Source organism: Acinetobacter sp. 24-47-39, assembly GCF_056783825.1.
The window spans coordinates 49,118-74,951 of sequence record NZ_JBWYIP010000001.1; the positions used below are offsets into that span (position 1 = coordinate 49,118).

Annotated in this window: 23 protein-coding genes; 15 read left to right on the forward strand and 8 right to left on the reverse strand. The window is 38.8% G+C overall.

Features of this window, described 5'->3' with window-relative positions:
- Positions 1-10 precede the first annotated feature (10 nt).
- Positions 11-334, forward strand: coding sequence for a hypothetical protein (locus AC1M9C_RS00220; RefSeq protein ID WP_228133230.1), 324 nt, complete (start codon positions 11-13; stop codon positions 332-334).
- A gap of 12 nt (positions 335-346) precedes the next feature.
- On the opposite strand, the gene AC1M9C_RS00225 is transcribed toward AC1M9C_RS00220, so the two are convergent.
- Positions 347-904, reverse strand: a complete 558-nt coding sequence (locus tag AC1M9C_RS00225; protein ID WP_481952988.1) for a cytochrome b — start codon at positions 902-904, stop codon at positions 347-349.
- Positions 905-1,107: 203 nt separating this feature from the next.
- Here AC1M9C_RS00225 and AC1M9C_RS00230 point away from each other — a divergent pair, with 203 nt between their 5' ends.
- Entirely contained in the window at positions 1,108-1,488 is a 381-nt protein-coding gene (locus AC1M9C_RS00230; RefSeq protein WP_180027580.1) for a hypothetical protein, read from the forward strand.
- A 66-nt stretch (positions 1,489-1,554) separates the two neighbouring features.
- Positions 1,555-2,121, forward strand: coding sequence for a ribonuclease HII (rnhB, locus tag AC1M9C_RS00235; RefSeq protein WP_035265924.1), 567 nt, complete (start codon positions 1,555-1,557; stop codon positions 2,119-2,121).
- Positions 2,122-2,187: 66 nt separating this feature from the next.
- Here rnhB and csrA read toward each other — a convergent pair whose 3' ends face one another.
- From csrA to alaS, 3 genes are all read right to left on the reverse strand, one after another.
- The gene (gene csrA / locus AC1M9C_RS00240) at positions 2,188-2,442 is read right to left on the reverse strand and encodes a carbon storage regulator CsrA (RefSeq protein ID WP_035265869.1); all 255 of its coding nucleotides are present in this window, start codon (positions 2,440-2,442) and stop codon (positions 2,188-2,190) included.
- A 244-nt stretch (positions 2,443-2,686) separates the two neighbouring features.
- Positions 2,687-3,967: an aspartate kinase gene (locus tag AC1M9C_RS00245; RefSeq protein WP_092766113.1), complete on the reverse strand. Its 1,281-nt coding sequence runs from the start codon at positions 3,965-3,967 to the stop codon at positions 2,687-2,689.
- 65 nt (positions 3,968-4,032) lie between these two features.
- Complete coding sequence (gene alaS, locus AC1M9C_RS00250) at positions 4,033-6,726, reverse strand: alanine--tRNA ligase (protein WP_481952989.1); 2,694 nt, start codon at positions 6,724-6,726, stop codon at positions 4,033-4,035.
- 368 nt (positions 6,727-7,094) lie between these two features.
- On the opposite strand from alaS, the gene gap reads away from it, so the two are divergent.
- From gap to AC1M9C_RS00275, 5 genes are all read left to right on the forward strand, one after another.
- Entirely contained in the window at positions 7,095-8,126 is a 1,032-nt protein-coding gene (gene gap, locus AC1M9C_RS00255; protein ID WP_481592927.1) for a type I glyceraldehyde-3-phosphate dehydrogenase, read from the forward strand.
- Between the two features lie 227 nt (positions 8,127-8,353).
- Positions 8,354-9,520: an ATP phosphoribosyltransferase regulatory subunit gene (locus tag AC1M9C_RS00260; RefSeq protein WP_481586662.1), complete on the forward strand. Its 1,167-nt coding sequence runs from the start codon at positions 8,354-8,356 to the stop codon at positions 9,518-9,520.
- A 70-nt stretch (positions 9,521-9,590) separates the two neighbouring features.
- The gene (locus AC1M9C_RS00265) at positions 9,591-10,910 is read left to right on the forward strand and encodes an adenylosuccinate synthase (RefSeq protein ID WP_035265875.1); all 1,320 of its coding nucleotides are present in this window, start codon (positions 9,591-9,593) and stop codon (positions 10,908-10,910) included.
- Positions 10,911-11,047: 137 nt separating this feature from the next.
- Positions 11,048-11,356 (forward strand): hypothetical protein, encoded by a 309-nt coding sequence (locus AC1M9C_RS00270; protein ID WP_481586663.1) that lies wholly within the window; start codon positions 11,048-11,050, stop codon positions 11,354-11,356.
- 102 nt (positions 11,357-11,458) lie between these two features.
- Positions 11,459-12,235, forward strand: a complete 777-nt coding sequence (locus AC1M9C_RS00275; protein WP_035265878.1) for a M48 family metallopeptidase — start codon at positions 11,459-11,461, stop codon at positions 12,233-12,235.
- 115 nt (positions 12,236-12,350) lie between these two features.
- Here the strand turns inward: AC1M9C_RS00275 and AC1M9C_RS00280 are convergent, their stop codons facing one another.
- Both AC1M9C_RS00280 and crp read right to left on the reverse strand, forming a co-directional pair.
- Positions 12,351-13,400 (reverse strand): NADP(H)-dependent aldo-keto reductase, encoded by a 1,050-nt coding sequence (locus tag AC1M9C_RS00280; RefSeq protein ID WP_481586664.1) that lies wholly within the window; start codon positions 13,398-13,400, stop codon positions 12,351-12,353.
- 159 nt (positions 13,401-13,559) lie between these two features.
- Entirely contained in the window at positions 13,560-14,273 is a 714-nt protein-coding gene (gene crp / locus AC1M9C_RS00285) for a cAMP-activated global transcriptional regulator CRP (protein ID WP_035265881.1), read from the reverse strand.
- A 149-nt stretch (positions 14,274-14,422) separates the two neighbouring features.
- Between crp and AC1M9C_RS00290 the strand changes: the two genes are divergently transcribed.
- Positions 14,423-14,848, forward strand: a complete 426-nt coding sequence (locus AC1M9C_RS00290; RefSeq protein ID WP_481586665.1) for an OsmC family protein — start codon at positions 14,423-14,425, stop codon at positions 14,846-14,848.
- A 64-nt stretch (positions 14,849-14,912) separates the two neighbouring features.
- On the opposite strand, the gene AC1M9C_RS00295 is transcribed toward AC1M9C_RS00290, so the two are convergent.
- A complete protein-coding gene (locus AC1M9C_RS00295; RefSeq protein ID WP_481586666.1) occupies positions 14,913-15,401 on the reverse strand; it encodes a rhodanese-like domain-containing protein in 489 nt (162 codons plus the stop codon).
- A 442-nt stretch (positions 15,402-15,843) separates the two neighbouring features.
- Here AC1M9C_RS00295 and clpB point away from each other — a divergent pair, with 442 nt between their 5' ends.
- The 5 genes from clpB to AC1M9C_RS00320 all read left to right on the forward strand — a co-directional run bounded on the left by clpB (position 15,844) and on the right by AC1M9C_RS00320 (position 22,671).
- On the forward strand, positions 15,844-18,420 hold the full coding sequence (gene clpB, locus AC1M9C_RS00300; protein ID WP_481586667.1) for an ATP-dependent chaperone ClpB: 2,577 nt from the start codon (positions 15,844-15,846) through the stop codon (positions 18,418-18,420).
- A gap of 204 nt (positions 18,421-18,624) precedes the next feature.
- Positions 18,625-19,461 carry a hypothetical protein gene (locus tag AC1M9C_RS00305; RefSeq protein WP_481588431.1) on the forward strand — a complete coding sequence of 279 codons (837 nt, stop codon included), beginning with the start codon at positions 18,625-18,627 and terminating at the stop codon, positions 19,459-19,461.
- Positions 19,461-20,984, forward strand: a complete 1,524-nt coding sequence (locus AC1M9C_RS00310; RefSeq protein ID WP_481586669.1) for a GH3 family acyl-acid amido synthetase — start codon at positions 19,461-19,463, stop codon at positions 20,982-20,984. Before AC1M9C_RS00305 ends, AC1M9C_RS00310 begins: the two co-directional genes overlap by 1 nt.
- A 10-nt stretch (positions 20,985-20,994) precedes the next feature.
- The gene (locus AC1M9C_RS00315; RefSeq protein ID WP_035265888.1) at positions 20,995-22,137 is read left to right on the forward strand and encodes a hypothetical protein; all 1,143 of its coding nucleotides are present in this window, start codon (positions 20,995-20,997) and stop codon (positions 22,135-22,137) included.
- Between the two features lie 99 nt (positions 22,138-22,236).
- On the forward strand, positions 22,237-22,671 hold the full coding sequence (locus tag AC1M9C_RS00320) for a hypothetical protein (protein ID WP_481952990.1): 435 nt from the start codon (positions 22,237-22,239) through the stop codon (positions 22,669-22,671).
- A gap of 49 nt (positions 22,672-22,720) precedes the next feature.
- On the opposite strand, the gene rlmKL is transcribed toward AC1M9C_RS00320, so the two are convergent.
- Positions 22,721-24,925 (reverse strand): bifunctional 23S rRNA (guanine(2069)-N(7))-methyltransferase RlmK/23S rRNA (guanine(2445)-N(2))-methyltransferase RlmL, encoded by a 2,205-nt coding sequence (rlmKL, locus tag AC1M9C_RS00325; RefSeq protein ID WP_481952991.1) that lies wholly within the window; start codon positions 24,923-24,925, stop codon positions 22,721-22,723.
- A gap of 170 nt (positions 24,926-25,095) precedes the next feature.
- Here rlmKL and AC1M9C_RS00330 point away from each other — a divergent pair, with 170 nt between their 5' ends.
- On the forward strand, positions 25,096-25,713 hold the full coding sequence (locus AC1M9C_RS00330) for a LysE family translocator (RefSeq protein ID WP_481952992.1): 618 nt from the start codon (positions 25,096-25,098) through the stop codon (positions 25,711-25,713).
- Positions 25,714-25,834 lie beyond the last annotated feature (121 nt).

Genomic DNA, 25,834 nt, shown 5'->3' on the forward strand with positions numbered 1-25,834 from the left:
GAGTCTGATAATGTTGCCCGTAGTTATCGCGAATGCAAATACGACATTGACACAGCGTATATTAAAGCCTGTCATCCAGTATCAATGTGAGCGTGAAGTCGACCATTCAAAAATATGGAAAATAACGACATATTTAATGAATGAAGAAAACAAAAAGAAATTAAAATTAGAAACCTGTGATTGTGTATCAAATCATGCTTTAAAAGATATTCCGGCTCAGGAACTTGCCAAAGCAACAGTTAACGAAGATATCAAGCAAGAAGTCATTCGAAAAGCCATGTTGAATAGCCTAAAAGCATGTGTGATTAGCTCTAAATCTAACTCAGAAATTTAGAGCCGTACTCAATCAATCTTTAGGTTGTTTGGTCATGCTGTCTAAGACATGATCTTTATCTATAAAGTGATGCTTTAATGCCGCAGCAATATGTCCGAGTAAAAGTAAACCTGCAGCCCAAGAAATCCAAATATGTAGTGGTTTTACAATTTCAGTTACTTGAGGATTCTCACCTATTAAAGCAGGTAGATCAAATAAGAATAATACTGGTGCAGGGTAGCCGAGACTCCAACTCCATAAGCAACCCGTAATTGGTAAAGCCAGAAGCATAAAATAAAGTCCAAGATGCCCTAAATGTGCAAGTCTTTTCATGAGGGGAGACATTGTCTCTGGTAACTCGGGTGCAGGATGAGTGTAGCGCCAAAAGATACGAACCACGACCAGAAAAATAATGGTGGTTGCAATATTTTTGTGAAGCGTGATGACGTCACCTTTGAAGCTACCATCTACTTCATAACTTAAAAAATTGCCGCTATAAAAGCCGATCGCCCATGCCGTGATAAAAATAATCGCCATGACCCAATGCAAGAATTGAGCTGTACGTGTGTAATATTTGGATTTATTATTCATGATATAAACTTATGATTGAATTTCGTACATAATAATTTAAGCATAAATGATTTATAAGTATTGAAATGGGACACAGTGTTGAAAATATGCAACGGAATGCGATTTATAACTGAACATATAGTCGGGAAATACAAAAAATCTATTTCTTCATGATGTTACATTAGGCAAAATAGCTCAATTCGTAAGATCATAAGGACAATACTGTGAAAAAATTAATCGCTTTACTCGCACCAATGACATTGGTGCTCGGAGCTTGTGCTACAGGTACAACAGGGACATCATCACCTGCAGCAAATACCACTCAACAGTTAGGTTCGGCTGCACTTAAAATTGCGATCAATGCAAAATGCACAACTGAATTGAACAATATTTCTGCTTGGAAAACTGCAACGAAATTAATGACTGCAGAGCAGAAAGAAAATATCCAAGGTGAAATTTGTGGATGTGTAAGTGAAAAAGCTCCGCAAAGCGTAACTACGGTTGATTTGGCTACAGCAGCAATTGATCCAACAGCACGTGCAACAATCGTCAGCAATATCGTGACTAAAACTATTAATGAATGTGTAGCTGAAGCTGTACGTTAATTTTAAAGATATATGAATAGGCTGATTTTGATCGGCCTATTTTTTTAAGGATAAATTAGGAAAATGATGATGATTGCTGGTGCTGATGAAGCAGGGCGCGGTCCACTGGTGGGATCGGTCGTTGCGGCTGCTGTAATTTTGGATCCTAACAATCCGATTCTTGGGTTAAATGATTCTAAAAAACTCAGTGAAAAGAAACGTGAAAAATTATTTATAGAGATCAAAGAAAAAGCACTAGCTTGGGCTATAGCTGAAGCGAGTCATCAAGAAATTGATGAACTCAATATATTGAATGCTTCGTTGTTGGCAATGCGTCGTGCCGTTGAACAATTGACTGTGCAACCACAACATGTATTGGTTGATGGTAATAAAATTCCCCAAGGATTGAGTATGAGTTGTGATGCTGTAGTTGGAGGAGATGCATTACATCCAGAAATTTCTGCTGCCAGTATCCTGGCTAAGGTGACACGTGATCATCAAATGTTAGAACTTGATGCTAAATATCCTCAGTTTGGTTTTGCAAAACATAAAGGCTACCCGACCAAAGCTCATTTTGAAGCTATTGCACAGTTTGGCGTGGTTGAAGAGCACAGGCGTAGTTTTGGTCCAGTACGCAAATCATTGGGACTTTAAACAGCTTAAACACCAAAAATTTAAAGCGGCTAAATTTAGCCGCTTTAGTCACAAAATCATTTCTAATCAACGATTGAAATCATTTTGAGTGTAATTCTCTTCTTCGTAAGAAGGTTGGTAATCTTGGTCAAGATGTTGCAAGTGCTCATGCATCGCACGTTCATGCTGAATTCGTTGATAGATTTCTTCACGATGTACAGATACTTCTTTAGGCGCATTCACACCAATTCGCACTTGGTTACCTTTTACACCAAGTACAGTGACACTGACTTGATCCCCAATCATTAATGTTTCACCAACACGACGGGTGAGAATCAGCATGTTTATCTCCTTGCTTAAACGCTAAACCTGCGATAGTTTTTTCAAAAAGTGAAAATAACAACCTCGGCACCACGAAATATTTTAATAGATAAGTGTGACGAATTTAACCATTCGCACAGGACTATTGAAATTATCCCATAAACCTCTAGACCTAATATAACAGAGCCACTATAGGAAAAACTATAGTGGCTCTGAATATTTCTTCATCAAGTATGCATTGTTTCTGCTAACTCATGACAGAAAATTAAGCACGTGCGCTAGACTCGCCATGTTCGCGGTCAAGACCAAACGCAGTGTGAAGTGAGCGAACAGCAAGCTCTAAATAATTTTCTTCAATAATAACAGAGATTTTGATTTCAGAAGTTGAAATCATCAGGATATTGATGCCTTCATCAGCAAGTGCTGTAAACATTTTGCTTGCAACACCAGCATGAGAGCGCATACCAACACCTACGATAGATACTTTTACAATATCATCACGTGTTGCAACTTCACGAGCACCGATTGCTTGAGCAGTTTCTTCAAGAATTTTTTTCGCTTTAGCAAGTTCACCACGATTGACTGTGAATGTGAAGTCAGTTGTACCATCTTCTTCAACGTTTTGGATGATCATATCCACTTCGATATTTGCATCACCAATCGGTTTTAAAATTTTAGATGCAATACCAGGAAGATCAGGCACACCTAAGATAGTTAATTTAGCTTCGTCACGGTTAAATGCGATACCAGAGATAATTGGCTGTTCCATGTTGTCTTCCAATTCAGTAGTGATAAGTGTTCCGACGTTGTTTTTGAATTCTTCGTCAAATGCGCCATCATTTTCATTGTCGAAGCTAGAGAGTACGCGTAAAGGGACTTGATATTTACCCGCGAACTCAACAGAACGGATCTGTAAAACTTTAGAACCAAGAGAAGCCATTTCGAGCATTTCTTCAAAAGAAATACGATCAACTTTCTTCGCTTTTGGTGCAACACGTGGATCTGTTGTATATACACCATCCACATCTGTATAAATTTGACATTCATCCGCTTTGAGTGCAGCTGCTAATGCAACGCCAGAGGTATCAGAACCACCACGACCCAAAGTTGTTGTGTTGCCGTTAGCATCAAAACCTTGGAAACCTGCAACAACGATGACACGACCAGCATCTAATTGTTCAGTCATGACATCTGTATCAATTGATTCAATACGTGCTTTTGTGAATGAGCTGTCAGTTTTAATACCAACTTGGCGTCCAGTCAAAGATTTAGCTTCCACACCGATAGAATTCAGTGCCATTGCTAACATTGAAATCGTTACCTGTTCACCCGTAGAAACCATTTGGTCTAATTCTCGTGGGTCAGGGGTGTCGGTAATGGCTTTCGCTAAAGCGAGTAGGCGATTGGTTTCACCACTCATTGCTGATACAACAACCACAACCTTGTGGCCGTGATCATGCCAACGCTTTACACGACGAGCAACATTTAAAATGCGCTCAGGAGTACCCATTGAAGTACCGCCATATTTTTGAACGATTAATGCCATAGTTGTTCCATATAAACCATGACCTTGAAGAGTTGTTCAAGGTCAGTTACACAAAAGGTGAAGTTTTATTTTGCAGCTAGCCAAGCAGTTAATTCTGCCATGACGGAAGCAAACTTCTCGTTAAGTGGCGCGCCACCTTGTGCCAAATCAGGCTTACCACCACCTTTACCACCAAGCTCAGTTGCTAAGTGTTTGATGATGTCACCTGCTTTTATAGAAGCTGTGAAGTCTTTAGCTACAGATGCGATCAAGCTCACCTTGTCACCCTCTACACCTGCAAGGACAATCACAGCATTTTCTAATTTTGATTTCACGCCGTCGTGTAGATTGCGAAGTGATTTCGCATCCATACCTTGAACAGTCGTGATTAACGTTTTGCGACCTGCAATTTCCTCAACTTGGCTAAGTAGCTCACCCGCCTGTAAATGTGCAAGTTTTTGATTCAATTGATCGATTTGCTTTTGTAAGCTTGATGCTGTGTCCGCTAAGGCTTCAACTTTCTCAATCGTTTGATCTTTTTGTGCTTTCAATAAGCCATTAATCGTGTTGATGTCACGATCAGCTTTCTGAGCCACTTCAATTGCTTTCGTACCTGTAACTGCTTCAATACGACGTACACCTGCAGCAACACCACCTTCAGAAGTGATTTTGAACAGACCAATGTCACCTGTACGTTTAACGTGAATACCACCACACAGTTCGATCGAGAAGTTTTTCTCATCGATCACTGAACCCATAGAGAGTACGCGAACTTCTTCACCGTATTTTTCACCGAACAACATCATCGCACCTTTTGCTTTTGCAGATTCGATGTCGAGGAGTTCAGTTGTTACAGGTGTGTTGGCAATCACTTCAGCATTTACCAGACGTTCAATTTCTTGAATTTGTTCAAATGTCACGGGTTGATCATTGGCAAAGTCGAAACGTAACACGTCAGATGCAACCAATGAACCTTTTTGTTGAACATGTGAACCCAAGATTTGACGAAGTGCAGCATGTAGAAGGTGAGTCGCAGAGTGGTTACGTGCAGTTGCTGCACGGATGTCTGCTTTAACTGTTGCTTCTACATTTTGAGTAACTTTAAGGTTGCCCATGGTCACGATACCTTGGTGAACGAACGCGCCACCAGATTTTTTCGTGTCTTGAACTTCGAAAATACCCGTATCGTTTTTGAAGAGACCTGTATCACCGATTTGACCACCGCTTTCTGCATAGAAAGGGGTTTGGTTTAGAACGATTAAAGCTTCATCACCTTCAACGACTTCATCAACTTGTTCGCCATCTTTATAGATTGCGATGATTTGACCTTCACCAGCAGTTGCATCGTAGCCGTCAAACTGAGTTTCGCCTTCAACTTTTACAACGCTGTTGTAGTCGATTGCGAATTTACCCGCATCACGTGCACGTTGACGTTGAGCAGCCATTTCTTTTTCAAAACCAGCTTCGTCAATCGTTAAATCACGTTCACGTGCGATGTCAGCCGTTAAGTCAGTTGGGAAGCCGTACGTGTCGTAAAGTTTGAATACTACTTCGCCTGGAATTACAGAACCTTTTAAGTTAGCAAGTTCGCCCTCAAGCAATTTCAAACCTTGTTCTAAGGTTTTAGCAAATTGCTCTTCTTCTTTTAAAAGTTGCGCTTCGATACGCGCTTGTTGTGCTTCAAGTTCAGGATAGGCAGCGCCCATCACCTCAATTAAAGGCTTCAACATTTTGTGGAAGAATGAACCTGTCGCACCCAATTTGTTACCGTGACGTACTGCACGACGGATGATACGACGTAGTACATAACCACGGCCTTCGTTTGAAGGGTTTACGCCATCAGCAATCAAGAATGAACATGAACGTGCATGGTCGGCAACGACTTTAAGTGATGCTGGGTATTCAACTGGTTTGCCTTCAGCTTGTGCTTTCGCTTCAAGTTCAGCAGTATCTAAACCAATAATTTCAGCTGCAGCTTTAAGCAAATGTTGGAATAGGTCGATTTCGTAGTTTGAGTTGACGTGTTGTAAAACGGCAGAAATACGTTCTAAGCCCATACCTGTATCTACAGATGGCGCTGGAAGAGGGTGAAGTACGCCATCAGCAGTACGGTTAAACTGCATGAATACGTTGTTCCAAATTTCGATGAAACGGTCGCCATCTTCTTCTGGTGTGCCTGGTAAACCACCCCAAATGTGATCGCCATGGTCAAAGAAGATTTCAGAGCATGGACCACAAGGACCTGTATCGCCCATTGCCCAGAAGTTATCTGAAGCGTATTGACCGCCTTTGTTGTCGCCGATACGAATAATGCGAGACTCATCTAGACCGATTTCTTTGTTCCAGATGTCGAATGCTTCATCATCAGTGTGATAAACCGTTGCATATAATTTGTCTTTAGGTAGGCCTAACCATTTTTCATTGGTTAAGAAATCCCAAGCGAATTTAATCGCATCACGTTTAAAGTAATCTCCGAAAGAGAAGTTACCTAACATTTCAAAAAACGTATGGTGACGAGCTGTGTAGCCCACGTTATCTAAGTCGTTATGTTTACCGCCAGCACGAACACATTTTTGTGATGACACTGCACGTACATAATCTCGTTTTTCTAGGCCTAAGAAGCAATCTTTGAACTGGTTCATACCAGCATTTGTAAAAAGCAAAGTTGGGTCATTGGCAGGAACTAGAGAACTCGACGCGACACGTGTGTGGCCTTGCGATTCAAAGTAACGCAAAAATGCTTCACGAATTTCAGCTGATGTCATAAAACGAGTACTCACAACCAAGTCACTCCATTAATTCTGTATTGGCAAATAATATGTCTGGGAAATAAAGTGCGAATTCACAATAAAATTCACCCCAGCATACCGGGCTAAAAGTTTAAAAACGCCAAATTATAACGGAATTTGCCACCTGTACCAATGATTTTAAAGTGTTTTAATGACAATTCTCTTTAATTCTGGTTTTAGGTGAAATTTTAATCATTATTGGTGTTGAGATCATTTTCAAATGCTTAAGCAGTGTATCTCGTACAAAGATCAATCAAAAATATTGAGTAGTCATAAGACCATTATTTATTACTGAATATTTTAGAAATACTTTAACATAGAGCTTTCAAGAACTTGTATTAAAGAATTGAAGGTTACATATGCAGCGTATCGCAATTAATGGATTTGGACGAATCGGGCGAAATGTTTTAAGAGCTTGGTTTGAAAATCCAAAACAATTCAATTTTGAAATCGTTGCGATTAATGATGTGGCTGATGTAGAAACTTTAATTCATTTATTTAAATATGACACCACACATGGAAGATTTCATGGGGAAGTGGAGTTGAGTTATGTTGCAGAGCAAGTATTTCTCAATATTCATGCCTATCAAAAAAAATTATCTATTGAAGTCCACTGTCAAACAGAACCAGATCAACTACCATGGAAGCGTTTAAACGTTGATGTTGTTTTAGAGTGTACTGGTTTATTTAGATCTCGAGCAGAAGCGACACGCCATCTCAATGCTGGCGCTCAACGCGTGATAATTGGGGCTGCACCTTTTGATACGGTTGATGCTGCAATCGTCTACGGGGTAAATCATACAGAGGTTAAAACTACGGATCAGATTATTTCGAGTGTTTCATGTACGACACAAGCATTGGTTCCTCTGGTCAAAATTATTGACGATGCCTTTGGTATAGAAAGTGCGTTAATGACAGAAATTCATGCTGTTACAGCGGATCAATCCGTTTTAGATCATGTTCACCGCGATTTACGTCGTGCGAGGGCATCTGGGCAAAACATTATTCCAACGACTTCATCTGCTCTAGGTGCAATCAAACGTGTCATGCCAAAAATGGAAGGGCGAATAGACGGTTACTCAATTCGTGTTCCTACCATTAATGTGGCAGCTATTGATTTGACATTTATAGCGCAACAGCCAATTACAGACCATCAGTTAAATGAAGCGTTAATTTCAGCAGCACGAGAGCGATTTTCGGAAATTATGTCGGTAACAGATGAGCCTTTAGTATCATCTGACTTTAATCATTCTCCGTTTTCACTCATTGTAGATTTAACTCAAACCATGGTGGTCGGGAAGCAAGCTAAAGTCTATGCTTGGTATGATAATGAGTGGGGATATACCAATCGTTTACTAGATTTATGTCATTCATTTCCAGATCAGTCATGAAACTGAAATGCTGTGTCTTTTATAAAGGCTTAAGTCTATAACATAGATCAACTGCTAGTGCGTTCAGAATTACCAATAGAAGCTTATGAATAATCTAAAATTCCGATTTAATTATTTAAAAGTCTGATGCACATGGGGGTTGATCGTGATAGACTAGGAGAAATCGGGTGTGTTCCCGATTTTTTTATGCGGATTTGTTCCGCGCTGACAGAATTTAGGTTTACAACATGCCCATTTCAGAGACATGGTTATTACCTGATGGTGTAGCTGATGTATTACCAGAGCAAGCGCAAGTTATTGAAACTTTGCGTCGTACCGCGTTAGATTTCCTCGCAGCTCGAGGTTATCAATTGGTGTACACGCCATTTATTGAATACATCGAATCTCTATCTTCTCTTTCAGAATCGAATCAAGATTTAGACTTAGCCACATTTAAAGTAATCGATCAACTTTCTGGTCGTTTACTTGGTGTGCGTGCAGATATGACGCCTCAGGTGGCGCGTATTGATGCACACGTGTATCCAGTTGAAGGTGTTGCACGCTATTGCTACGCTGGAACGGTACTTCATACCAAACCACAAGGTTTCAATACCACACGTGCGCCTTTACAGCTCGGTGCTGAGTTGTTTGGTTCAGACAGTATCGATGCTGACGTCGAAATGATCGATGTCATGTTGGAATTATTAAAAAATACAGGTGTAACTGAGGCGATCCATTTAGATATTGGACACGTTGGTCTATTCCGTAGCTTAGTCAAACATGCAGGATTGAACAAAGCTATAGAGTCGCATCTATCTGATTTATATCAGCGTAAAGCATTACCAGAGCTTGCTGAATATACGCAACAACTTAAATTCGGCTCTGATTTTTATGCGCTTGGTCGTTATGCAAGTGATTTAGTCGCTTTAAAATCACATTTAAGCCAAGAAATCTTAGAAGATTCGGCATTCCAAGAAGCATTTAATGCAGTTCAAAGCACACAAGATGCGATTCAGCAACGTTGGCCAAATCTGCATATTGGTATCGATGTTGTAGAGCTTCGCTCATATCACTATCACACTGGCTTAATGTATGCAGTGTATGCACCAAATCGTGCTGCACCATTAGCTCAAGGTGGACGTTATGATGGTATTGGTGAGCATTTTGGTCGTGCACGTCCAGCAACTGGCTTTTCATGTGACTTATACGCTTTAAGCGCTGGTCAATTTAAAGCATTGGAAGTGATCGTTGCACCTAAGGGAAATAATGCTGACCTAGTCAAAGCAATTCAAGGATTACGTGATCAAGGTAAAAGCGTTGTGCAGTTGCTTGGTCAAGATGAGTTGAATTCAGTACCTAACGCGACTCACCAGTTGGTGAATCAAGCGGGTGAGTGGAAACTCGAACAGATTTAATCACCTGATTTGAATACTAAATTTCAAATCATGTTCTTCAATTTTAACAGCATGATGCAATGAGGCTATTATGGGCAAGAATGTTGTGGTACTTGGTACCCAATGGGGCGACGAAGGTAAAGGTAAAATCGTTGACCTGCTCACAGATCAAGCGGCTGCAGTTGTTCGCTATCAAGGTGGACACAATGCAGGTCATACTCTCGTCGTAGGTGGTAAGAAAACTGTTTTACACCTCATTCCATCTGGTATTTTACGTGAAAACGTACTTTGCTTAATTGGTAACGGTGTAGTGCTTTCTCCTGAAGCGTTAATCAAAGAGATGACGATTCTTGAAGAGCAAGGTGTGCCAGTTAAAGAACGTTTACGTATTTCTCCAAACTGTCCATTAATTTTGCCAAACCATATTGCATTAGACCAAGCACGTGAGAAAAAACGTGGGAATGCCAAGATTGGTACAACAGGTCGTGGTATTGGTCCAGCGTATGAGGATAAAGTTGCACGTCGTGCGGTTCGTGTCGCTGATTTAGTGCGTGGTGGTGATCATCTTAAAGCATTGCTTGAAGAGTTACTTGAATACCATAACTTCCAATTAACACAGTTCTACGGTGTAGAAGCGGTTAAGCTTGAAGACGTGCTTGCGTTATGTGATCAATGGCGTGAAGTTGTTGCTCCACTGGTTGTTGATGTTACTGGCGAATTGCATAAATATCGTAAGAACGGTGACAACATCATGTTTGAAGGGGCTCAAGGCTCACTTCTTGATGTTGACCATGGTACTTATCCATACGTAACATCTTCAAATACGACTGCTGGTGGTGTGAGTTCTGGTTCTGGTCTTGGTCCATTACACCTTGACTATGTATTGGGTATTACCAAAGCTTATACAACTCGCGTAGGTGCAGGTCCATTCCCAACTGAGTTGGTTTATGATGCTGCAAACGATGTTGGTGATGCAATTGGTAAGCACCTTGGTACTGTAGGTTCAGAATTTGGCGCATCTACTGGTCGCCAACGTCGCTGTGGTTGGTTCGATGCTGAAATCCTTCGTCGTTCAGTAGAAGTAAACTCACTTTCGGGTATTTGCTTGACTAAACTTGACGTTCTTGATGGTTTAGAAGAAATCAAAATCTGTGTCGGTTATGAGGCTGCAGATTCGGGCTGCGTAGGTTCTTCTGATGCACTTGCATTTGAAACTTTAAAACCAATTTACGAAACAATGCCTGGTTGGACTGAGTCTACTTTTGGTGCTAAATCTTTAGACCAATTGCCAGAAGCAGCAATCAACTATATTAAGCGACTTGAACAGTTAATCGAATGTCCAATCGACATCGTATCAACTGGTCCAGACCGTGATGAAACGATTATTCTTCGTCACCCGTTTGAAGCTTAATTAAAAGTTTTAAAAAAGCCCTGTGATATCACAGGGCTTTTTTTGATCTAAACAACGACCAAAGTTGTATAAAAATTGGCTGTGCTGAATCTTAGAGATTGTTAAAATCGAATGTATAAAATAATAGAGTGTGCAGGATGCATAAAAATATTTCTGGAACAATGTTTTATTCGTTGTTATTTGCAATGGGGGGGGCACCCACGATTGCGATGATGATAATTCGATCTCAAACAGTAGCCGAAGAAGTGGTATACCAAGTCTTTATTGGACTGTCGATTATGATCGCTTGCGTATTGGTCCCTATTATTTTAATTCAAAACACCTATTTATTTTTTAAGCGTAAAGATGAGAAGCTCGAAACTCGTTTAAAACCGTGGAGTCAAACCTATCTCGTGCTTAATATTTTTTGTTTGGTCTTTTGGATTAGCTATCAATTTGTTTACTAAATTACATAACAAATAAAAAAGTGAAGAAAAATGAGATATTAAGCGTAGTTGAGTTTGTTTATAATTAAGAACAAGTACTTTCAAGTAGATTGGAACATTATAATGAAGAACAAATTATTGCTCGGTCTTACTGCGTCTGCGGTGATCTCGATTTCAGGGTGTACAACATTTGCGGATATGGCGGGTGCAGACTCAGCGACATTAAATGCAGCTGCTGCACAAAGTTACTCGCAAGCCATTGATACAGCTCGCAGTAAGGGCTTATTGGATACAAGCTCAAATACCTATAAGCGTATTACCAATGTCTACAATCGTTTGCGTCCATATGCTGATCAAATGAATCAAACGGGTCAGCCATTCCAATGGCAAGTGTCTGTAATTAAATCAAGTGAATTAAATGCTTCTGTCATGCCAGGTGGTAAAGTTGTTTTTTATACAGGTATTGTGGAACGTTTAAATTTAACAGATGCTGAAATTGCGGCCATCATGGGGCATGAAATGATCCATGCTTTGGAAGAGCATGCAAAAAGCAAATTGGGTGCTCAAGCTTTAACTGACTTGGCTTTAGGTGTTGGTTTAAGTGCAGCTGGGGTAGGTCAAGGTGGCGCAGCAGTTGCACAAATTGGTTCTCAACTGGGTGTAGGGTTGCCTTATTCACGTAACTTGGAGAGCCGTGCTGATCAGGGTGGATTAATGTTAATGGCTAGAGCTGGGTATAACCCACAAGCAGCGATTACGTTATGGGAAAAGATGGCTAAAGCAAGTAATGGTGGCAATGCATCTTTCTTATCAACACACCCTTCAAATGCTCAACGAATTGAGGCGATGCGTAAAAACTTACCTGCAGCTCAAGCGATTTATAACCAAAGTCGCCGTTAAAAGAATAAAGCTAAAAAGGATGCGATAGCATCCTTTTTTTATATTCACCACTCAGTAAATTGTTATCACAGTATGGCTTTGATTCAAATGTATTGAAATCGAATTTATTAGACACTTAAGGTGCTGGATTTGGTTGTTGTTTATGGATGATCTCAATTTCCTGAAGTATTTCTTCTGACAATGACACATTAAAAGCATCAATATTTTCTTTGAGTTGATTTAAATCGGTTGCACCAATGATTGTGCTGGTCACGAAGAACTGCTGCTTAATGAAAGCTAACGCTAATTGCGTTAATGTCAGTCCATGTTTTTCTGCTAAGAGTGCGTATTGTTCAGTTGCCCATTCACTTTCAGGATTACTATAACGCGAAAATCTAGAGTATAAGGTGACTCTGGCATTTGCAGGTCTCGCACCATGTCTAAATTTTCCTGTTAAATAGCCAAAAGCGAGTGGTGAATAGGCCAGTAAACCGATGCCTTCAAATTTAGCAATCTCCGACATGCCGATTTCATAGGTACGATTTAATAAGTTATAGGGGTTTTGTACAGAAACAAATTTAGACAGCCCTAACTTTTCAGCTAAATGTAGAAATTTCATGGTTCCCCATGGTGTCTCATTGGAGAGTCCGATATAACGAATTCTACCTCTATTAATTTCCGCTTGAAGGGCAGATAAGGTTTCCTCGAGTGGTGTGATATCTAGTGTACTGTGAGCATGGTGATTGGTATAACCCAATTGACCAAACATATTGGTTGGGCGTTGAGGCCAATGCAGCTGATAAAGATCAATATAGTCAGTTTTTAAGCGTCTAAGATTTGAGTCTAAGGCTGAGCTGATGTCGCTGGCAGTATAGCGAGTTGTGCCGCCTCTAATATTGCTACCACCTTGGCCTGGACCTGCAATTTTTGAAGCAAGAAAAAGTTGATCACGTTGGCCGCGCTGCTGAATCCAATTGCCGATAATTTCTTCCGTCGCTCCTTGAGTTTCGACTTTAGGTGGTACTGGGTACATCTCTGCAGTATCCCAAAAATTTAACCCCCGCTCGAGTGCATATTCCAGTTGTTGGAAAGCCTCGGACTGGCTATTTTGCTCACCAAAGGTCATTGTTCCTAAACAAATTTCGGGAACGTGTATATCTGTTTGCCCAAGTCGATTAAATTTCATGCTCAACATCCTTGCTGTATTTTTTAAGTTGATATATTTAAATCATACCTAATCTAAGATTCAAAACGTATGTAAAATAAATTCGAAAGTTTTCAGAAAAAAGGCAATAAAAAAGCAAATCGTCAGATTTGCTTTTTTGAATGTAGATCAGATGAAAATTTATTCATCATCATTGTTGTCAAAGTCTTCTTCAACAGAATTTACTGCTTCTAATGATGAATCAAAAATTAAGATAGCTTTACCATCAGTTTCAATCATGCCTTGTTCTTCAAGTGTTTTAAGAACACGACCAACCATTTCACGTGAACAACCTACAATACGACCAATTTCTTGACGAGTAATACGAATTTGGCGTCCATTTGGAAGAATCATTGCTTCAGGTTGAGCTGACAAGTCGATTAAACAACGTGCAATACGACCCGATACATCAATAAATGCTAGGTCAGTTACTTTTCGAGTTGTATTTTTTAAGCGACGAACGAGCTGTGCGAACACCGCATAGCTAAGATCTGGATACTGCTTACTTACTTCATGGAAGTTAGCATATGAAATTTCAGCAATCTCACATACATCACGTGTACGTACTTCTGCAGTACGCTGAGGATTACTTTCAAATAATCCCATCTCTCCAAAAAAGTCCCCTGGGTTTAAATAGGCTACAACAATTTCACGTTCATCATCTTCACGTAAAATAATTGAAACCGACCCTTTTAAAATTAGATACAGAGATTTCGACTCTGAGCCCGCATCAATAATTGAAGTTCGTTTTGGAAATCTATTGATGTGCGCACGCTTGAGCAAAGCTTTGACAGATTCAGGTAATTGACCTGGCGACAAAGCATCTGTACTAAGTTGTGAAAAATTAGAAGTCATGCTTTTTAAATTCCGATTTGGATAGTAACTAGATCTTTAGACCTAAATAAACTTGCCACGTGAAGCATAAGAGGTGAAATTCCTTATCAGCTCAATATATGCTAGTGTACAGTCCTAAGTAAATTTATAGTTTTTTTTAGGTAGTTGCAATGCATACTAGCGTACATTGGTTAGAGAATGTTGCTTTTGAAGCAAAATCTGAAAGCGGTCACCAAATTATCATGGATGGTGCTGAAGCTTACGGTGGTGAAAACCGTGGTCCACGTCCGATGGAACTCATTTTAATGGGGCTTGGTGGGTGTGCTTCGTTTGATATTGTGACCATATTAAAAAAATCTAGACAAGATGTGACTGGTGTTCAATGTCAGTTGAAAGCTGAGAGGGCAGATACAATTCCTGCGGTTTTCACGAAGATACATTTGCATTTTGTGGTTACAGGAAAAGCAATTAAAGAAAAGCAAGTCGCTAAAGCTGTTGAGCTATCTGCAGAAAAATATTGCTCAGCAAGTAAAATGCTTTCAGATGGCGGTGTTGAAATTACACATGATTTTGAAATCATTGAAGCCGGAGCTTGATTTTATCGAGTTAAAAAAAGCAACCTTAAGGTTGCTTTTTTTATGTAAGTTGAGCGAATCAATTTTACTCTTGTACCCATGGCAGATTGTGAAATCGCCAGCCATTATAAGTACCACGATGGGAGTTGGGATCTAAATCACCTTCAAAACCTTGATCGATATTGTATACGTTCGTGAAACCAGCGTTATACGCCACACTCGCTGCTGCTGCAGAGCGCTTTCCACTACGGCACATGAGCAAAATGATGTCATATGCATTAACAAAAGATTGTAACTTCTCTAAAAACTCAGGGTTACGTTCAAGTGAGATGCCTGTGAGCCAAGGAATATGTTCTGAATGTTCGACATAACCTACGAATTTTCGCTCTTCATGTGTTCTGACATCAATAATGATCGCTTGTTGGGATTGGAACAAAAGCCACGCATCTTGGGGTTTTAAAGAGCCTGCAAAGAGGAGTGTATGATCTTCTATATTTTTTTTTGCTTCAGATAAAATAAATTTAATTTTATCTTGATGAACTTTATTTTCTGAGAGATTTATAAAATGATTCATGAAAGTATGCCTGAATGATTAAATCATCCGTTTAAGGAAAACGGTGATTATTATAAGTTTTATCTATATTCTTTAAATAAATATAAAATTCATTGTTTATCTTATAAATTCATATTGAATGATTTTGCACAACATGTACCGATTAAGTCGATATAAGTTCGGCGTACTCCTATGTGATGATTTGAGAACAATAATGACCGTTTACGGGGAATATATTTTCTTTGTCATATCTAGTGAATATTAGATAAATATCACAATCACCATGAAAAAATTGTGAAGTGGTATTGAAAAATGTATGAGCAGCACAAATATTATAATTATAATCTATCTTTATTTTTTAAATAATTGAAATATAAGAAAATAATTAAAAAACCGACTTGAAATATGACGCTTCTCACCCATTAACTAAGCAAGTACCAAATTTGTTGTGAGGAAAATAATAATGCGTTTTGAAAAATTTACAAATCGCTTACAGCAAGCCTTATCTGATGCGCAATCTTTAGCAATGGGCAAGGATCATACAGCGATTGAAGGCATCCATATACTATCGACACTGCTTGAAGAGCCATCAAATATGAGTTTGTTGCAGCAGGCAGGGGCGAATTTACGAGAATTAAGCACAAAGTTGCAACAGGCGCTTGCTGATGCTCCAACACTTGCTCATCCAACTGGTGATATTAATCTCAGTCCAGATGCGGTTAAAGCGCTTAACTTGGCAGATAGTTATGCACAAAAATCGGGTGATGAGTTTCTTTCAACAGATTGGGTGTTACTTGGTTTAGCAGAAACAGGTGCAACCAAAACTATTTTAAATGCGGTTGGTGTTCAATCCGCAGGTTTAAAAGCGGCGATAACTAAAGTTCGAGGTGATGAAAAAGTCATGAGTAACAATCATGAAGATCAACGTGATTCATTAAACAAATACACCATTGATCTCACTGAGCGAGCACTTTCTGGCAAGCTTGATCCAGTGATTGGGCGAGATGATGAAATTCGTCGAACAGTCCAAGTTTTATCACGCCGTACAAAAAATAATCCTGTTTTGATTGGTGAGCCGGGTGTTGGTAAAACTGCCATTGTAGAGGGTTTAGCACAGCGTATCGTCAATGGAGAAGTGCCTGAAAGTTTAAAAAATAAACGTGTCTTATCACTTGATCTTGGATCGCTTTTAGCTGGTGCAAAATATCGTGGTGAATTTGAAGAGCGCTTAAAAGCAGTATTAAAAGATCTTGCTAAACATGATGGTGAAATTATTCTGTTTATCGATGAGTTGCACACTCTAGTCGGTGCAGGTAAAGGCGACGGTGCAATGGATGCAGGTAACATGTTGAAACCTGCTTTAGCACGCGGAGAATTACGTTGTGTAGGTGCTACAACTTTAGATGAATATCGACAATTCATTGAAAAAGATGCAGCACTTGAACGTCGTTTCCAGAAAGTATTGGTTGACGAGCCTAGCGTTGAAGACACGATTGCGATTTTACGTGGATTAAAAGAGCGCTATGAAGTACATCATGGTGTCAAAATCTTAGATTCTGCCATCATTGCTGCAGCTAAAATGTCACATCGTTACATTACAGATCGTCAACTACCAGATAAAGCGATTGATCTAATTGACGAGGCGGCATCTCGAATTAAGATGGAGCTTGATTCAAAACCTGAGTCTCTAGATAAATTAGAGCGTCGTCTTATTCAACTCAAATTACAGCTTGAGGCTGTAAAAAAAGACGAAGATGCGGGAAGTAAAGCTGAAGTTTCACACTTAGAAAAACAAATTGCTGAAGTGGAGAAGGAATACAGCGATCTTGAAGAAGTGTGGGTTTCTGAAAAGCGTTTGGTCCAAGGCGATCAACAAATTCAGGCTGAGCTTGATCAAGCACGTATTGCGATGCAAAAGGCACAACGTGAAAATGATCTAGCTGAAATGGCTCGTCTTCAATACGGTGTTATTCCTGATTTGGAGAAACGACTCAGTGAAGAAGCATCTGAAGAGAAAGTTGAACCTAAATTATTGCGTAATAAAGTGACGGACAATGAAATTGCCGAAGTTGTAAGTGCAGCAACAGGAATTCCTGTAGCAAAAATGCTACAGGGTGAGCGTGAAAAATTACTCAGTATGGAAACATTTTTACATAACCGCGTCGTAGGCCAAGATGAAGCGGTAGTTGCAGTTTCTAATGCTGTACGACGCTCACGTGCTGGACTTTCAGATCCGAATCGCCCAAGTGGTTCATTCTTATTTTTAGGTCCAACAGGTGTTGGGAAAACTGAGTTAACTAAAGCTTTAGCAAACTTCTTATTTGACAGTGACGATGCCATGATCCGTATCGATATGTCTGAATTTATGGAGAAACATTCTGTTAGTCGTTTGGTGGGAGCACCTCCTGGTTATGTTGGTTATGAAGAGGGTGGTGTGCTAACTGAAGCAGTACGCCGTAAGCCTTATAGCGTGGTGTTATTTGATGAAGTAGAGAAGGCTCATCCAGATGTATTTAACATTCTGCTTCAGGTACTTGACGATGGTCGCTTGACTGATTCGCAAGGGCGTGTGGTGGATTTTAAAAATACCGTGATCGTCATGACTTCAAACTTAGGTTCAAATGAAGTGCGCGAATTAGGTGACATGGCGACGGAACAAGATGTACGCAGTGTTGTGATGGCTGCTGTTTCTGAGCATTTTAGACCAGAGTTTATTAACCGAATTGATGAGCTTGTAATCTTCCATGCACTGAAAAAATCGCAGATTCGAGGTATCGCGGATATTCAGTTAGATCGCTTACGTGCTCGTTTGGCTGATCGTGATTTAAGTTTGACTGTAGATGACACTGCTTTCGATGAATTAATTGAGGCAGGATATGACCCAATCTATGGGGCTCGACCACTTAAACGTGCTATTCAACAAAAGGTTGAAAATACATTGGCTCAAAAAATCTTGGCGGGAGAATTTTTGCCAGGAGATACAATTGTTATACAAAGCACTGATGGAAATTTGAGTTTTAGTAAACTTAAATTAAATTAGAATTTAATAAACAAACTTAGAAAACCTGAATTCGTTCAGGTTTTTTTTCATTTAAGTGATTTAAAAATAATAAATTTATTTTTTAATAAAATTGCTACTCAAATCTATTAAGTATAAGATTGCACTCAATATTTTTGTGAATAAATGTTTAATTTGTTTATTGATTCACAAAAGGAATTCATTGTTTAGCTTAATGGGATCAATATGCTAGAATTAAAACGACTCCGAAAATTAAAAAAAGAACCTTATAGTGAGTTTGTTAAGGTAAAAGATTTAAAACCCCGTGATATTGAAAAGATGTTCAATATTTACAGTAACTATTATTCAAATACAGTCTTTGAAATTTTTGAAAGAGACCTTCTGGAAAAGACTGGTGTGTTTATCATTCGAGAACCCAAAAAAGATTTTTTAGTGGGTTTCTCAACTGTAATGGAGCGAAATTTTACCGTGAACGGTAAAACTGCCCATGCTTTTTTTAGTGGTGATACCATTATTGAGGAGGCGTATTGGGGTAGTCGAGCATTACAACGTGCGATGTTCCGTTATGTAATGACCTTCAAATTACGTCATACGGGTGTACCGATCTATTGGATGCTGATCTCAAAGGGCTTTAAGACCTACTTACTTCTTGCAAATAATTATTATCACTATTATCCAAATCCTGAAAATAAAGATGAATATTTAAAAGATTATGTTGAAGCGTATTGTCGTGAGTATTTTGCAGAATACTATGATGATGAATCAAAGCTGATTGATTTTGGAGAAAACTATCAGTGTCTGAAACCTGATGTGGCCCCAATAACAGAAGAAATGCGCCAGAAAAATCGTAAAATTGAGTTTTTTGAGGAATGCAATCCATCTTGGGTTCAAGGTACTGAATTACCGTGTATTGGTGAGCTGCGTTGGGTTGATATTTTGCAAACAGCGGTAAGGTTTGTGAAAAAATCATCGCTCAAAAAAAATAAGTCGAATCTGAATAAAGATAAATTATCTAAATCGGCTCAAACCAAAGATCAAGATCAAGATTCTAAGGTGGCCTAATGTCTGTGATATTTGCAGCTCATCAAGTTTTAAATTTGGCCTGTAAAAAATCATTTAAAGACTTTTATCAATACGCTGATCAATTGGAAAAAGTTCAGCGTGATAAATTAAAAGTTATATGTGATGATCCAAAGATGGAATATGAGTCGTTTGCTCAACATTTTCCAGTAACACGTTATGCTGATTGGAAGCAGAAAGTTGAAGCATCACGTAATCAAGGCGTAAATTTACTTAATAAAAGTAAAATTATCCGATTCCAGCCTACAAGTGGTTCAAGTGAAGCACTCAAATTTATTCCATATACCCAACAATTTTTAGGTGAAATAGATCAGGCGATTGGTTTATGGCTCACGAGTTTATATCGTCGTTATCCTGAATTAAAACGTACAACACACTATTGGTCTGTATCTTGGTTGCCTGAAAGCCAGCGTCAACTGACGACCACTCATAATTTAAATGATGATAGTGCCTTACTTTCTTTTTCAAAACGAATTTTAACTCAAATTACGCAGGCCGTGCCTGCTGACATTGCTTTGGCAGAAACTGCTGAAGATGCGATGTTCGCTACAGCTGTGTATTTAGTCAGAGATGCAAATCTCGGCATGATTTCGGTTTGGAGTCCAACTTTTGCACTGCAACTGATCGAAATTATCCAAGAAAATAAGAGTGAAATCGTTGAAGTTTTATCGACTGGTCAGTGGAGTCGTCAGAGATTAGATTTCTTAAAAATCAAAAAATCTGTGCAACGTAGCCAGATTTTAAAACAATTAGATTTGGAAGACCCGACTTGTTGGAAAAAATTATGGCCAAAGCTATTTTTAATTTCATCTTGGGATACAGCAAGTGCACAGCACTGGGCACAAATTCTAAAAACCAAAATTAAGGGTGTAAGTTTTGAGGGTAAAGGGCTTTGGGCCACTGAAGGTGTGGTAACTATACCTTTAGAAGATCATTATCCACTGATGTATCAAGCTCATTTTTATGAGTTTCAGGATTTAGATACTCAGCAAATTTATCCTGCTTGGCTGCTTAAACCAGGTCAAATCGTGAGTCCTATTATTACGACGGGGTCAGGTTTGAAACGCTATATTATTGATGATGAGTTATTGGTTGATACTTTTTATCAGGGTATCCCTTGCTTTAAATTCCTTGGTCGAAAGATGACAGTTGATTTGGTCGGTGAGAAGATTGATCAAACGGTTGCTTTGAGTGTGATCGATACATTTAAACAAAACGGTTTTTTACCCATTAGTTTACTTGGAATAGAACAGACCGAATCGAAACCTTATTATGTTTTGCTTTCTGAGGGTAGTGTGAGTGGGCAGCCGTCTGATCAACAGTTAGATCAATTGCTAAAACAAAATTTTCACTATGAGCTGGCGCGTAATTTAGGGCAATTAGATGAAGCGCGCGTGATGCATGTGGAAGATGCATGGCATGAATATAAGACTATCGCAATGCGCAATGGCATGATTGAGGGGAATATCAAGCCAGAACCTTTGAAGAAAATGAAATTTATTTAAGAATTTAAAAATGACAGAGCAAAATTTACTATATCGATCAAAAATATCGCCTGAATTTTATCTACGTTATGCTGCGGAGCAAGATGATCCTCAATTGATTGAGCTGATTTCTGAAAGTATGCCGAGTAACGGTATGGTGATTTCATTTGAGCGAAAACCGAGTTATTTTCGGGCCACACATGCACAATATAATAAGCCCGAAATTTTGGTTGTCGTACATCAAGATCAACCTGATCAGATTATTGCCATGATGAACATCGGTTGGAAATTGTATTGGATTAATGGTGCCGCTGAACAATTACGCTATGTTTCAGATCTACGGATCAAGCTCACTGCCCGGGGTAAAAAAGCCTTTAATGTCTTTATGGAATACATTTTTGACTGCTTACCACGTGAAATTATCTTTCAAAGCGTGATTTTAGAAGATAATAAAGTAGCTCGAAATATGATGCATCGTGAAAGAGAAGGATACGCTTTACCTTATATCTTTGATTCGATGACTACTTTTACCATTTCTAAGGTACCTAAGTTTAAGCAGTCTGCTGGACTTCGCCTTGAAACACTGACCATAGATAAGATTGATGCGGTCAATGGTTTTATACAAGAAATGGCTTCTCATTATAATTTTTTACCTGATTATGACTTTAAACAGTTACTGGAAGCTAATCATCCTTTTTGGTATGGGTTGAGGTTAGAAGACTTTCATTTAGTGCTCAATTCAGATCAAAAAATCGTAGGTTTATTTGGTTTGTGGGATCAAAAAGATTTTAAACAAACTAAAGTGGCGAGTTATTCTAAAACGTTAAAACTGTTGAAGCCTGTTTATAACACTTATGCTCGTATTACTGGACAGTTAACGCTTCCAGAAGAGGGGCAATCCTTTGATTATCTCATGACGCATAGTTTCCTCTGTCATCCAAATGCGGTTGAAGTATTAAAGTTTATGCTGACCAATGTAAACACATTGGTGAAAGCTCAGGGTAAAACATCATTTTGTGTGACAGTGGTTGAGAATGATCCACGTAAGCAAGTTCTAGAACAGTGTTCATCACATAAAATGAAAGCAGTTCACACGCTTCATAGTTATGAAAGTAAACCCTATGACGTGATTGATCGTTCTAAATACTCTTACTTTGAAGTGAGTCGTATTTAAGAATGTGGTGCGTTCATCGGAATGCGGGTGAACGCACTTGATTAGCTGTAATTAATAAATATATAAATAAAACTACAATAATAATTTTCGAGATAAAAAATGGAATTTATAAGTGTTACTTTTCGACGGTCAATTTTAATTTCTGGCATGCTGATGTGTAGTTTTCAATGGGCAACTGCACAGAAATTAGATGAATCTGAACTTATCGAACAGCAAGTGATTGATCAAAATTTGAATGAAAATTTAGTGCAAGAATTAAAAAATGAAGTAGCACAAAGCACTGAAGAACAAATACAGAATCAACAACATTTGGCTCAGACTCAAGCAGAAGAATTTAATCAGAAGCAATTGGTTTCAAATGCAGTTTCTGATTTTGAATTGAGCAAAAAAGCAGATCCTGAGCAGATTAGCAAAACCATTAAACCACTGACGTATTATCCTTATGATACGCTACCACGTACTGTCTATGTTTCAACAGATCCAACCATTATTGTGACAAAGGAATATTCACCTTCAAAAAATTTAAGAAAATAAAAAAGGGCAAACGAATTGCCCTTTTTTTATTGGTCAAGCTCTCTAGTCATTAGGCTCGAAGGTGTCTAATTTTCCATGAACGATGAATTTTAGTATTACGTTTAAAGTCTAGACCAATTGTTTCATGGGTGAGTTCTTCAATGTCATAGAACGCTTTGATTTCGTCGTCTAATTCAAAACCACGATAGTTATTTGAGAAATACAGTGTACCACCAGTGGTTAAACGATTCATTGCACGCTTAATCAGGGATAAGTGATCACGTTGAACGTCAAACGTACCATGGAATTTTTTAGAGTTCGAGAACGTTGGCGGATCGATAAAGATTAAGTCATATTGTTCATGACCTTCTTTTAACCATTCAAAACAATCACTGGCAAAGAACTGGTGTTGTTGGTCAGCATGATCAACCGTTAAACCATTTAAGACAAAGTTTTCTTTAGACCAGTTCAAATAAGTATTTGAAAGGTCGACACTGGTCGTGCTCGCAGCACCACCTAACGCAGCATGTAAACTTGCAGTTGAGGTATAACTATATAGATTAAGGAAATGTTTACCTTTCGCTTCAGCAGCGATGCGTAAGCGAATTTGGCGATGATCGAGGAAAAGACCAGTATCTAAATAATCTGTGAGGTTAACCAAGATTTTCGCTTTGCCTTCTTGAACGATAAAGCGTTTAGAGGCAGTACTTTGTTTAGTGTATTGGTTTTTACCTTCCTGACGAGCACGAGTCTTGATAAAAATGGCATCGCGACCTAAACCTGTGACAGCACGGATTGCTTGTAAAGCAAGATTAAAACGTTTTTTCGCTTTTTCAGGATCGATTGATTTTGGTGGGGCATATTCTTGAACATGCAATCGGTCACCATATAGATCTACAGCGACATTGAAGTCTGGTAGATCAGCATCATAAATTCGCAAACAATAGATATTTTCTTTTACAGCCCATTTTTTCAAATTCTGCATATTCTTTTGCAAACGATTTGTAAAATCTTCAGCACCTTCAATTTTATCGAATTGAAGTGGTAGCCAATTGGCTAAGAAAGGTTGTGTCACAACAGGTGGCTTAATCTTACCTGAGCGAATATAAATAGGTAGCTTACCATTCATTAAGCGAAGCGTTTGAGTTTCGCTAAATGCCAACACGTCTGCTTGTTCAATTTGAGCTGCAATAACTGCGGCAGTTTGGTTGGCAAAGTTCTTTTGAAGTAAGCCAGATAGACCAAGATAGAATGAACGGCTAGAGCCTTTATCACCAAGACGCTCACCATAAGGTGGGTTAGTGACAACGACCACAGATTTACCTTCTGCTTTAAAATCTGGCCAATCAGAAAGGGTACGCTCTTCAATTTGAATTTGATCAAGCAACGCCTCAAATCCTGCTGCGCGGATATTATTTTTGGTTGCTTTTACTGCTTCCCAATCTGCGTCAAAGGCATAGAATTTTGGAAGCGGTTTTTCTAAGGCAACTTTGTGACGTTCCGCAGCTTCACCTTTAATTTGCATCCAAAGATCATGATCATGACCATTCCAGCCATTAAAGCCGAAACGACGAACCAAACCAGGCGCGCGGTCAGTTAACATCATTAAAGCTTCAATAATGAATGTTCCTGAACCACACATTGGATCAAGAACAATATCTGGATTCTTTTCAATTAATTGTGCGTGTTGAAGAATGGCTGCAGCCAAGTTTTCTTTGATAGGTGCATCAGTCATATAGTGGCGATAGCCACGTTTATGCAATGAATCGCCAGACAAATCTAAACAGAAAGTATGTTCTTTTTTACCAGCCAAAGCGTAAATGGTTATTTCTGGTTGTTTGATATCGATGCTTGGACGCTTACCGACAGCCTCCATGAAGGAATCTACGATACCGTCTTTCACACGTAAGGTGGCGAATTGGCTGTTGACTTTGATCTCACGTTCGACATGTAAACGCACAGCAAATGTACTTTGAGGTGCAAAAATAAGCGACCAGTCAAAACTATTTGCACCTTCGTAGAGTTCTTCAGCTACATCGCGTGCATCGTGAGTAAATTCAACTTCAAACGTATGGATAGGCGTCAAAACACGTGATGCAAGACGAGACCACATACAAATGCGGTAGGCATCAGCCAATTGACCTTTGAAAACCAATCGCCCAGGGAAACGTTCAACGTTTTGTACTCCTAAACCTTCAATTTCTTCTTGAAGTAAGGTTTCAAGCCCATCTGCACAGGTAACCCAATATGTAGAAAGACGAGGTTTAGAATTCATGAACATTCCCAAAGACAAATAAAGCAATCGCGTATTTTAACTTATTTTTGATTTTAAAACTGCTTTAATGCGCTGATACAACCATTTTAAAAATAATTTAAATTTAAACATTGATTGAAACTGGTTGATATAGCCCCATAAAACTAAAAAACACTAAAAGATAAAAAAATATGCTGGCTTTAATTTTCTCTATGTTTACTTTTTCATTATCGATGTCTATCTCTCCTGGACCTGTTAATTTAACTATTCTCAGTAGCAGTATGAACTTTGGTGTTCGAAAAACTTTTGCTTTTATTTCAGGTGCAACCATTGGATTTACTGCTTTACTTGCAGCAGTTTGCTTTGGTCTATATCAGATTATTTTATCGTATCCGGTTCTTTTGGATGCTATTGCGCTGTTAGGAACGGCTCTATTGGTTTGGATTGGCTGGAATATTTTAAGCGCTAGAGGCGAAAAAATTCGAACAGATCACAAAGATCTAGAGAAGATTCCAAATTTTACGCAAGGTGCGTTAATGCAGTGGCTGAATCCAAAAGCTTGGATTGCCGCCGTTTCAGGTACAGCCCTATTTTCAGCTTCAGAGAATAGTGTTTATTTAGCGCTTTTTGTTTTGATTTATTTTATGGTCTGCTATGTCTCTTTATGGCTTTGGGGATATGCAGGGGAAAAATTGGCTCACTTTCTTAATGTGGGAAATCGGGCAAGAATTTTCAATAGGGTGATGGGAAGTCTTTTAATTGTGATTGCTATACAGATGTGTCTCACTTATTTTTTAACATATCCATAAAACTATGAGTGGATCATTTATTGAAAATTTCTATTTTTATAATCTAACTCACTATTTCAGGGAAATTGGATTGAACATATGTATGAAAATAAAGATAAACAAGCTTTTATGTAGGAGTTAT

What these genes read in the sequence shown, in the direction of transcription:
- AC1M9C_RS00220 (WP_228133230.1), top strand. Translation starts at nt 11, where the DNA reads ATGTTGCCCGTAGTTATCGCGAATGCAAATACGACATTGACACAGCGT.
- AC1M9C_RS00225 (WP_481952988.1), bottom strand. Translation starts at nt 904, where the DNA reads ATGAATAATAAATCCAAATATTACACACGTACAGCTCAATTCTTGCAT.
- rnhB (WP_035265924.1), top strand. Translation starts at nt 1,555, where the DNA reads ATGATGATTGCTGGTGCTGATGAAGCAGGGCGCGGTCCACTGGTGGGA.
- csrA (WP_035265869.1), bottom strand. Translation starts at nt 2,442, where the DNA reads ATGCTGATTCTCACCCGTCGTGTTGGTGAAACATTAATGATTGGGGAT.
- AC1M9C_RS00245 (WP_092766113.1), bottom strand. Translation starts at nt 3,967, where the DNA reads ATGGCATTAATCGTTCAAAAATATGGCGGTACTTCAATGGGTACTCCT.
- gap (WP_481592927.1), top strand. Translation starts at nt 7,095, where the DNA reads ATGCAGCGTATCGCAATTAATGGATTTGGACGAATCGGGCGAAATGTT.
- AC1M9C_RS00260 (WP_481586662.1), top strand. Translation starts at nt 8,354, where the DNA reads ATGCCCATTTCAGAGACATGGTTATTACCTGATGGTGTAGCTGATGTA.
- AC1M9C_RS00265 (WP_035265875.1), top strand. Translation starts at nt 9,591, where the DNA reads ATGGGCAAGAATGTTGTGGTACTTGGTACCCAATGGGGCGACGAAGGT.
- AC1M9C_RS00270 (WP_481586663.1), top strand. Translation starts at nt 11,048, where the DNA reads ATGCATAAAAATATTTCTGGAACAATGTTTTATTCGTTGTTATTTGCA.
- AC1M9C_RS00275 (WP_035265878.1), top strand. Translation starts at nt 11,459, where the DNA reads ATGAAGAACAAATTATTGCTCGGTCTTACTGCGTCTGCGGTGATCTCG.
- AC1M9C_RS00280 (WP_481586664.1), bottom strand. Translation starts at nt 13,400, where the DNA reads ATGAAATTTAATCGACTTGGGCAAACAGATATACACGTTCCCGAAATT.
- crp (WP_035265881.1), bottom strand. Translation starts at nt 14,273, where the DNA reads ATGACTTCTAATTTTTCACAACTTAGTACAGATGCTTTGTCGCCAGGT.
- AC1M9C_RS00290 (WP_481586665.1), top strand. Translation starts at nt 14,423, where the DNA reads ATGCATACTAGCGTACATTGGTTAGAGAATGTTGCTTTTGAAGCAAAA.
- AC1M9C_RS00295 (WP_481586666.1), bottom strand. Translation starts at nt 15,401, where the DNA reads ATGAATCATTTTATAAATCTCTCAGAAAATAAAGTTCATCAAGATAAA.
- clpB (WP_481586667.1), top strand. Translation starts at nt 15,844, where the DNA reads ATGCGTTTTGAAAAATTTACAAATCGCTTACAGCAAGCCTTATCTGAT.
- AC1M9C_RS00305 (WP_481588431.1), top strand. Translation starts at nt 18,625, where the DNA reads ATGCTAGAATTAAAACGACTCCGAAAATTAAAAAAAGAACCTTATAGT.
- AC1M9C_RS00310 (WP_481586669.1), top strand. Translation starts at nt 19,461, where the DNA reads ATGTCTGTGATATTTGCAGCTCATCAAGTTTTAAATTTGGCCTGTAAA.
- AC1M9C_RS00315 (WP_035265888.1), top strand. Translation starts at nt 20,995, where the DNA reads ATGACAGAGCAAAATTTACTATATCGATCAAAAATATCGCCTGAATTT.
- AC1M9C_RS00320 (WP_481952990.1), top strand. Translation starts at nt 22,237, where the DNA reads ATGGAATTTATAAGTGTTACTTTTCGACGGTCAATTTTAATTTCTGGC.
- rlmKL (WP_481952991.1), bottom strand. Translation starts at nt 24,925, where the DNA reads ATGAATTCTAAACCTCGTCTTTCTACATATTGGGTTACCTGTGCAGAT.
- AC1M9C_RS00330 (WP_481952992.1), top strand. Translation starts at nt 25,096, where the DNA reads ATGCTGGCTTTAATTTTCTCTATGTTTACTTTTTCATTATCGATGTCT.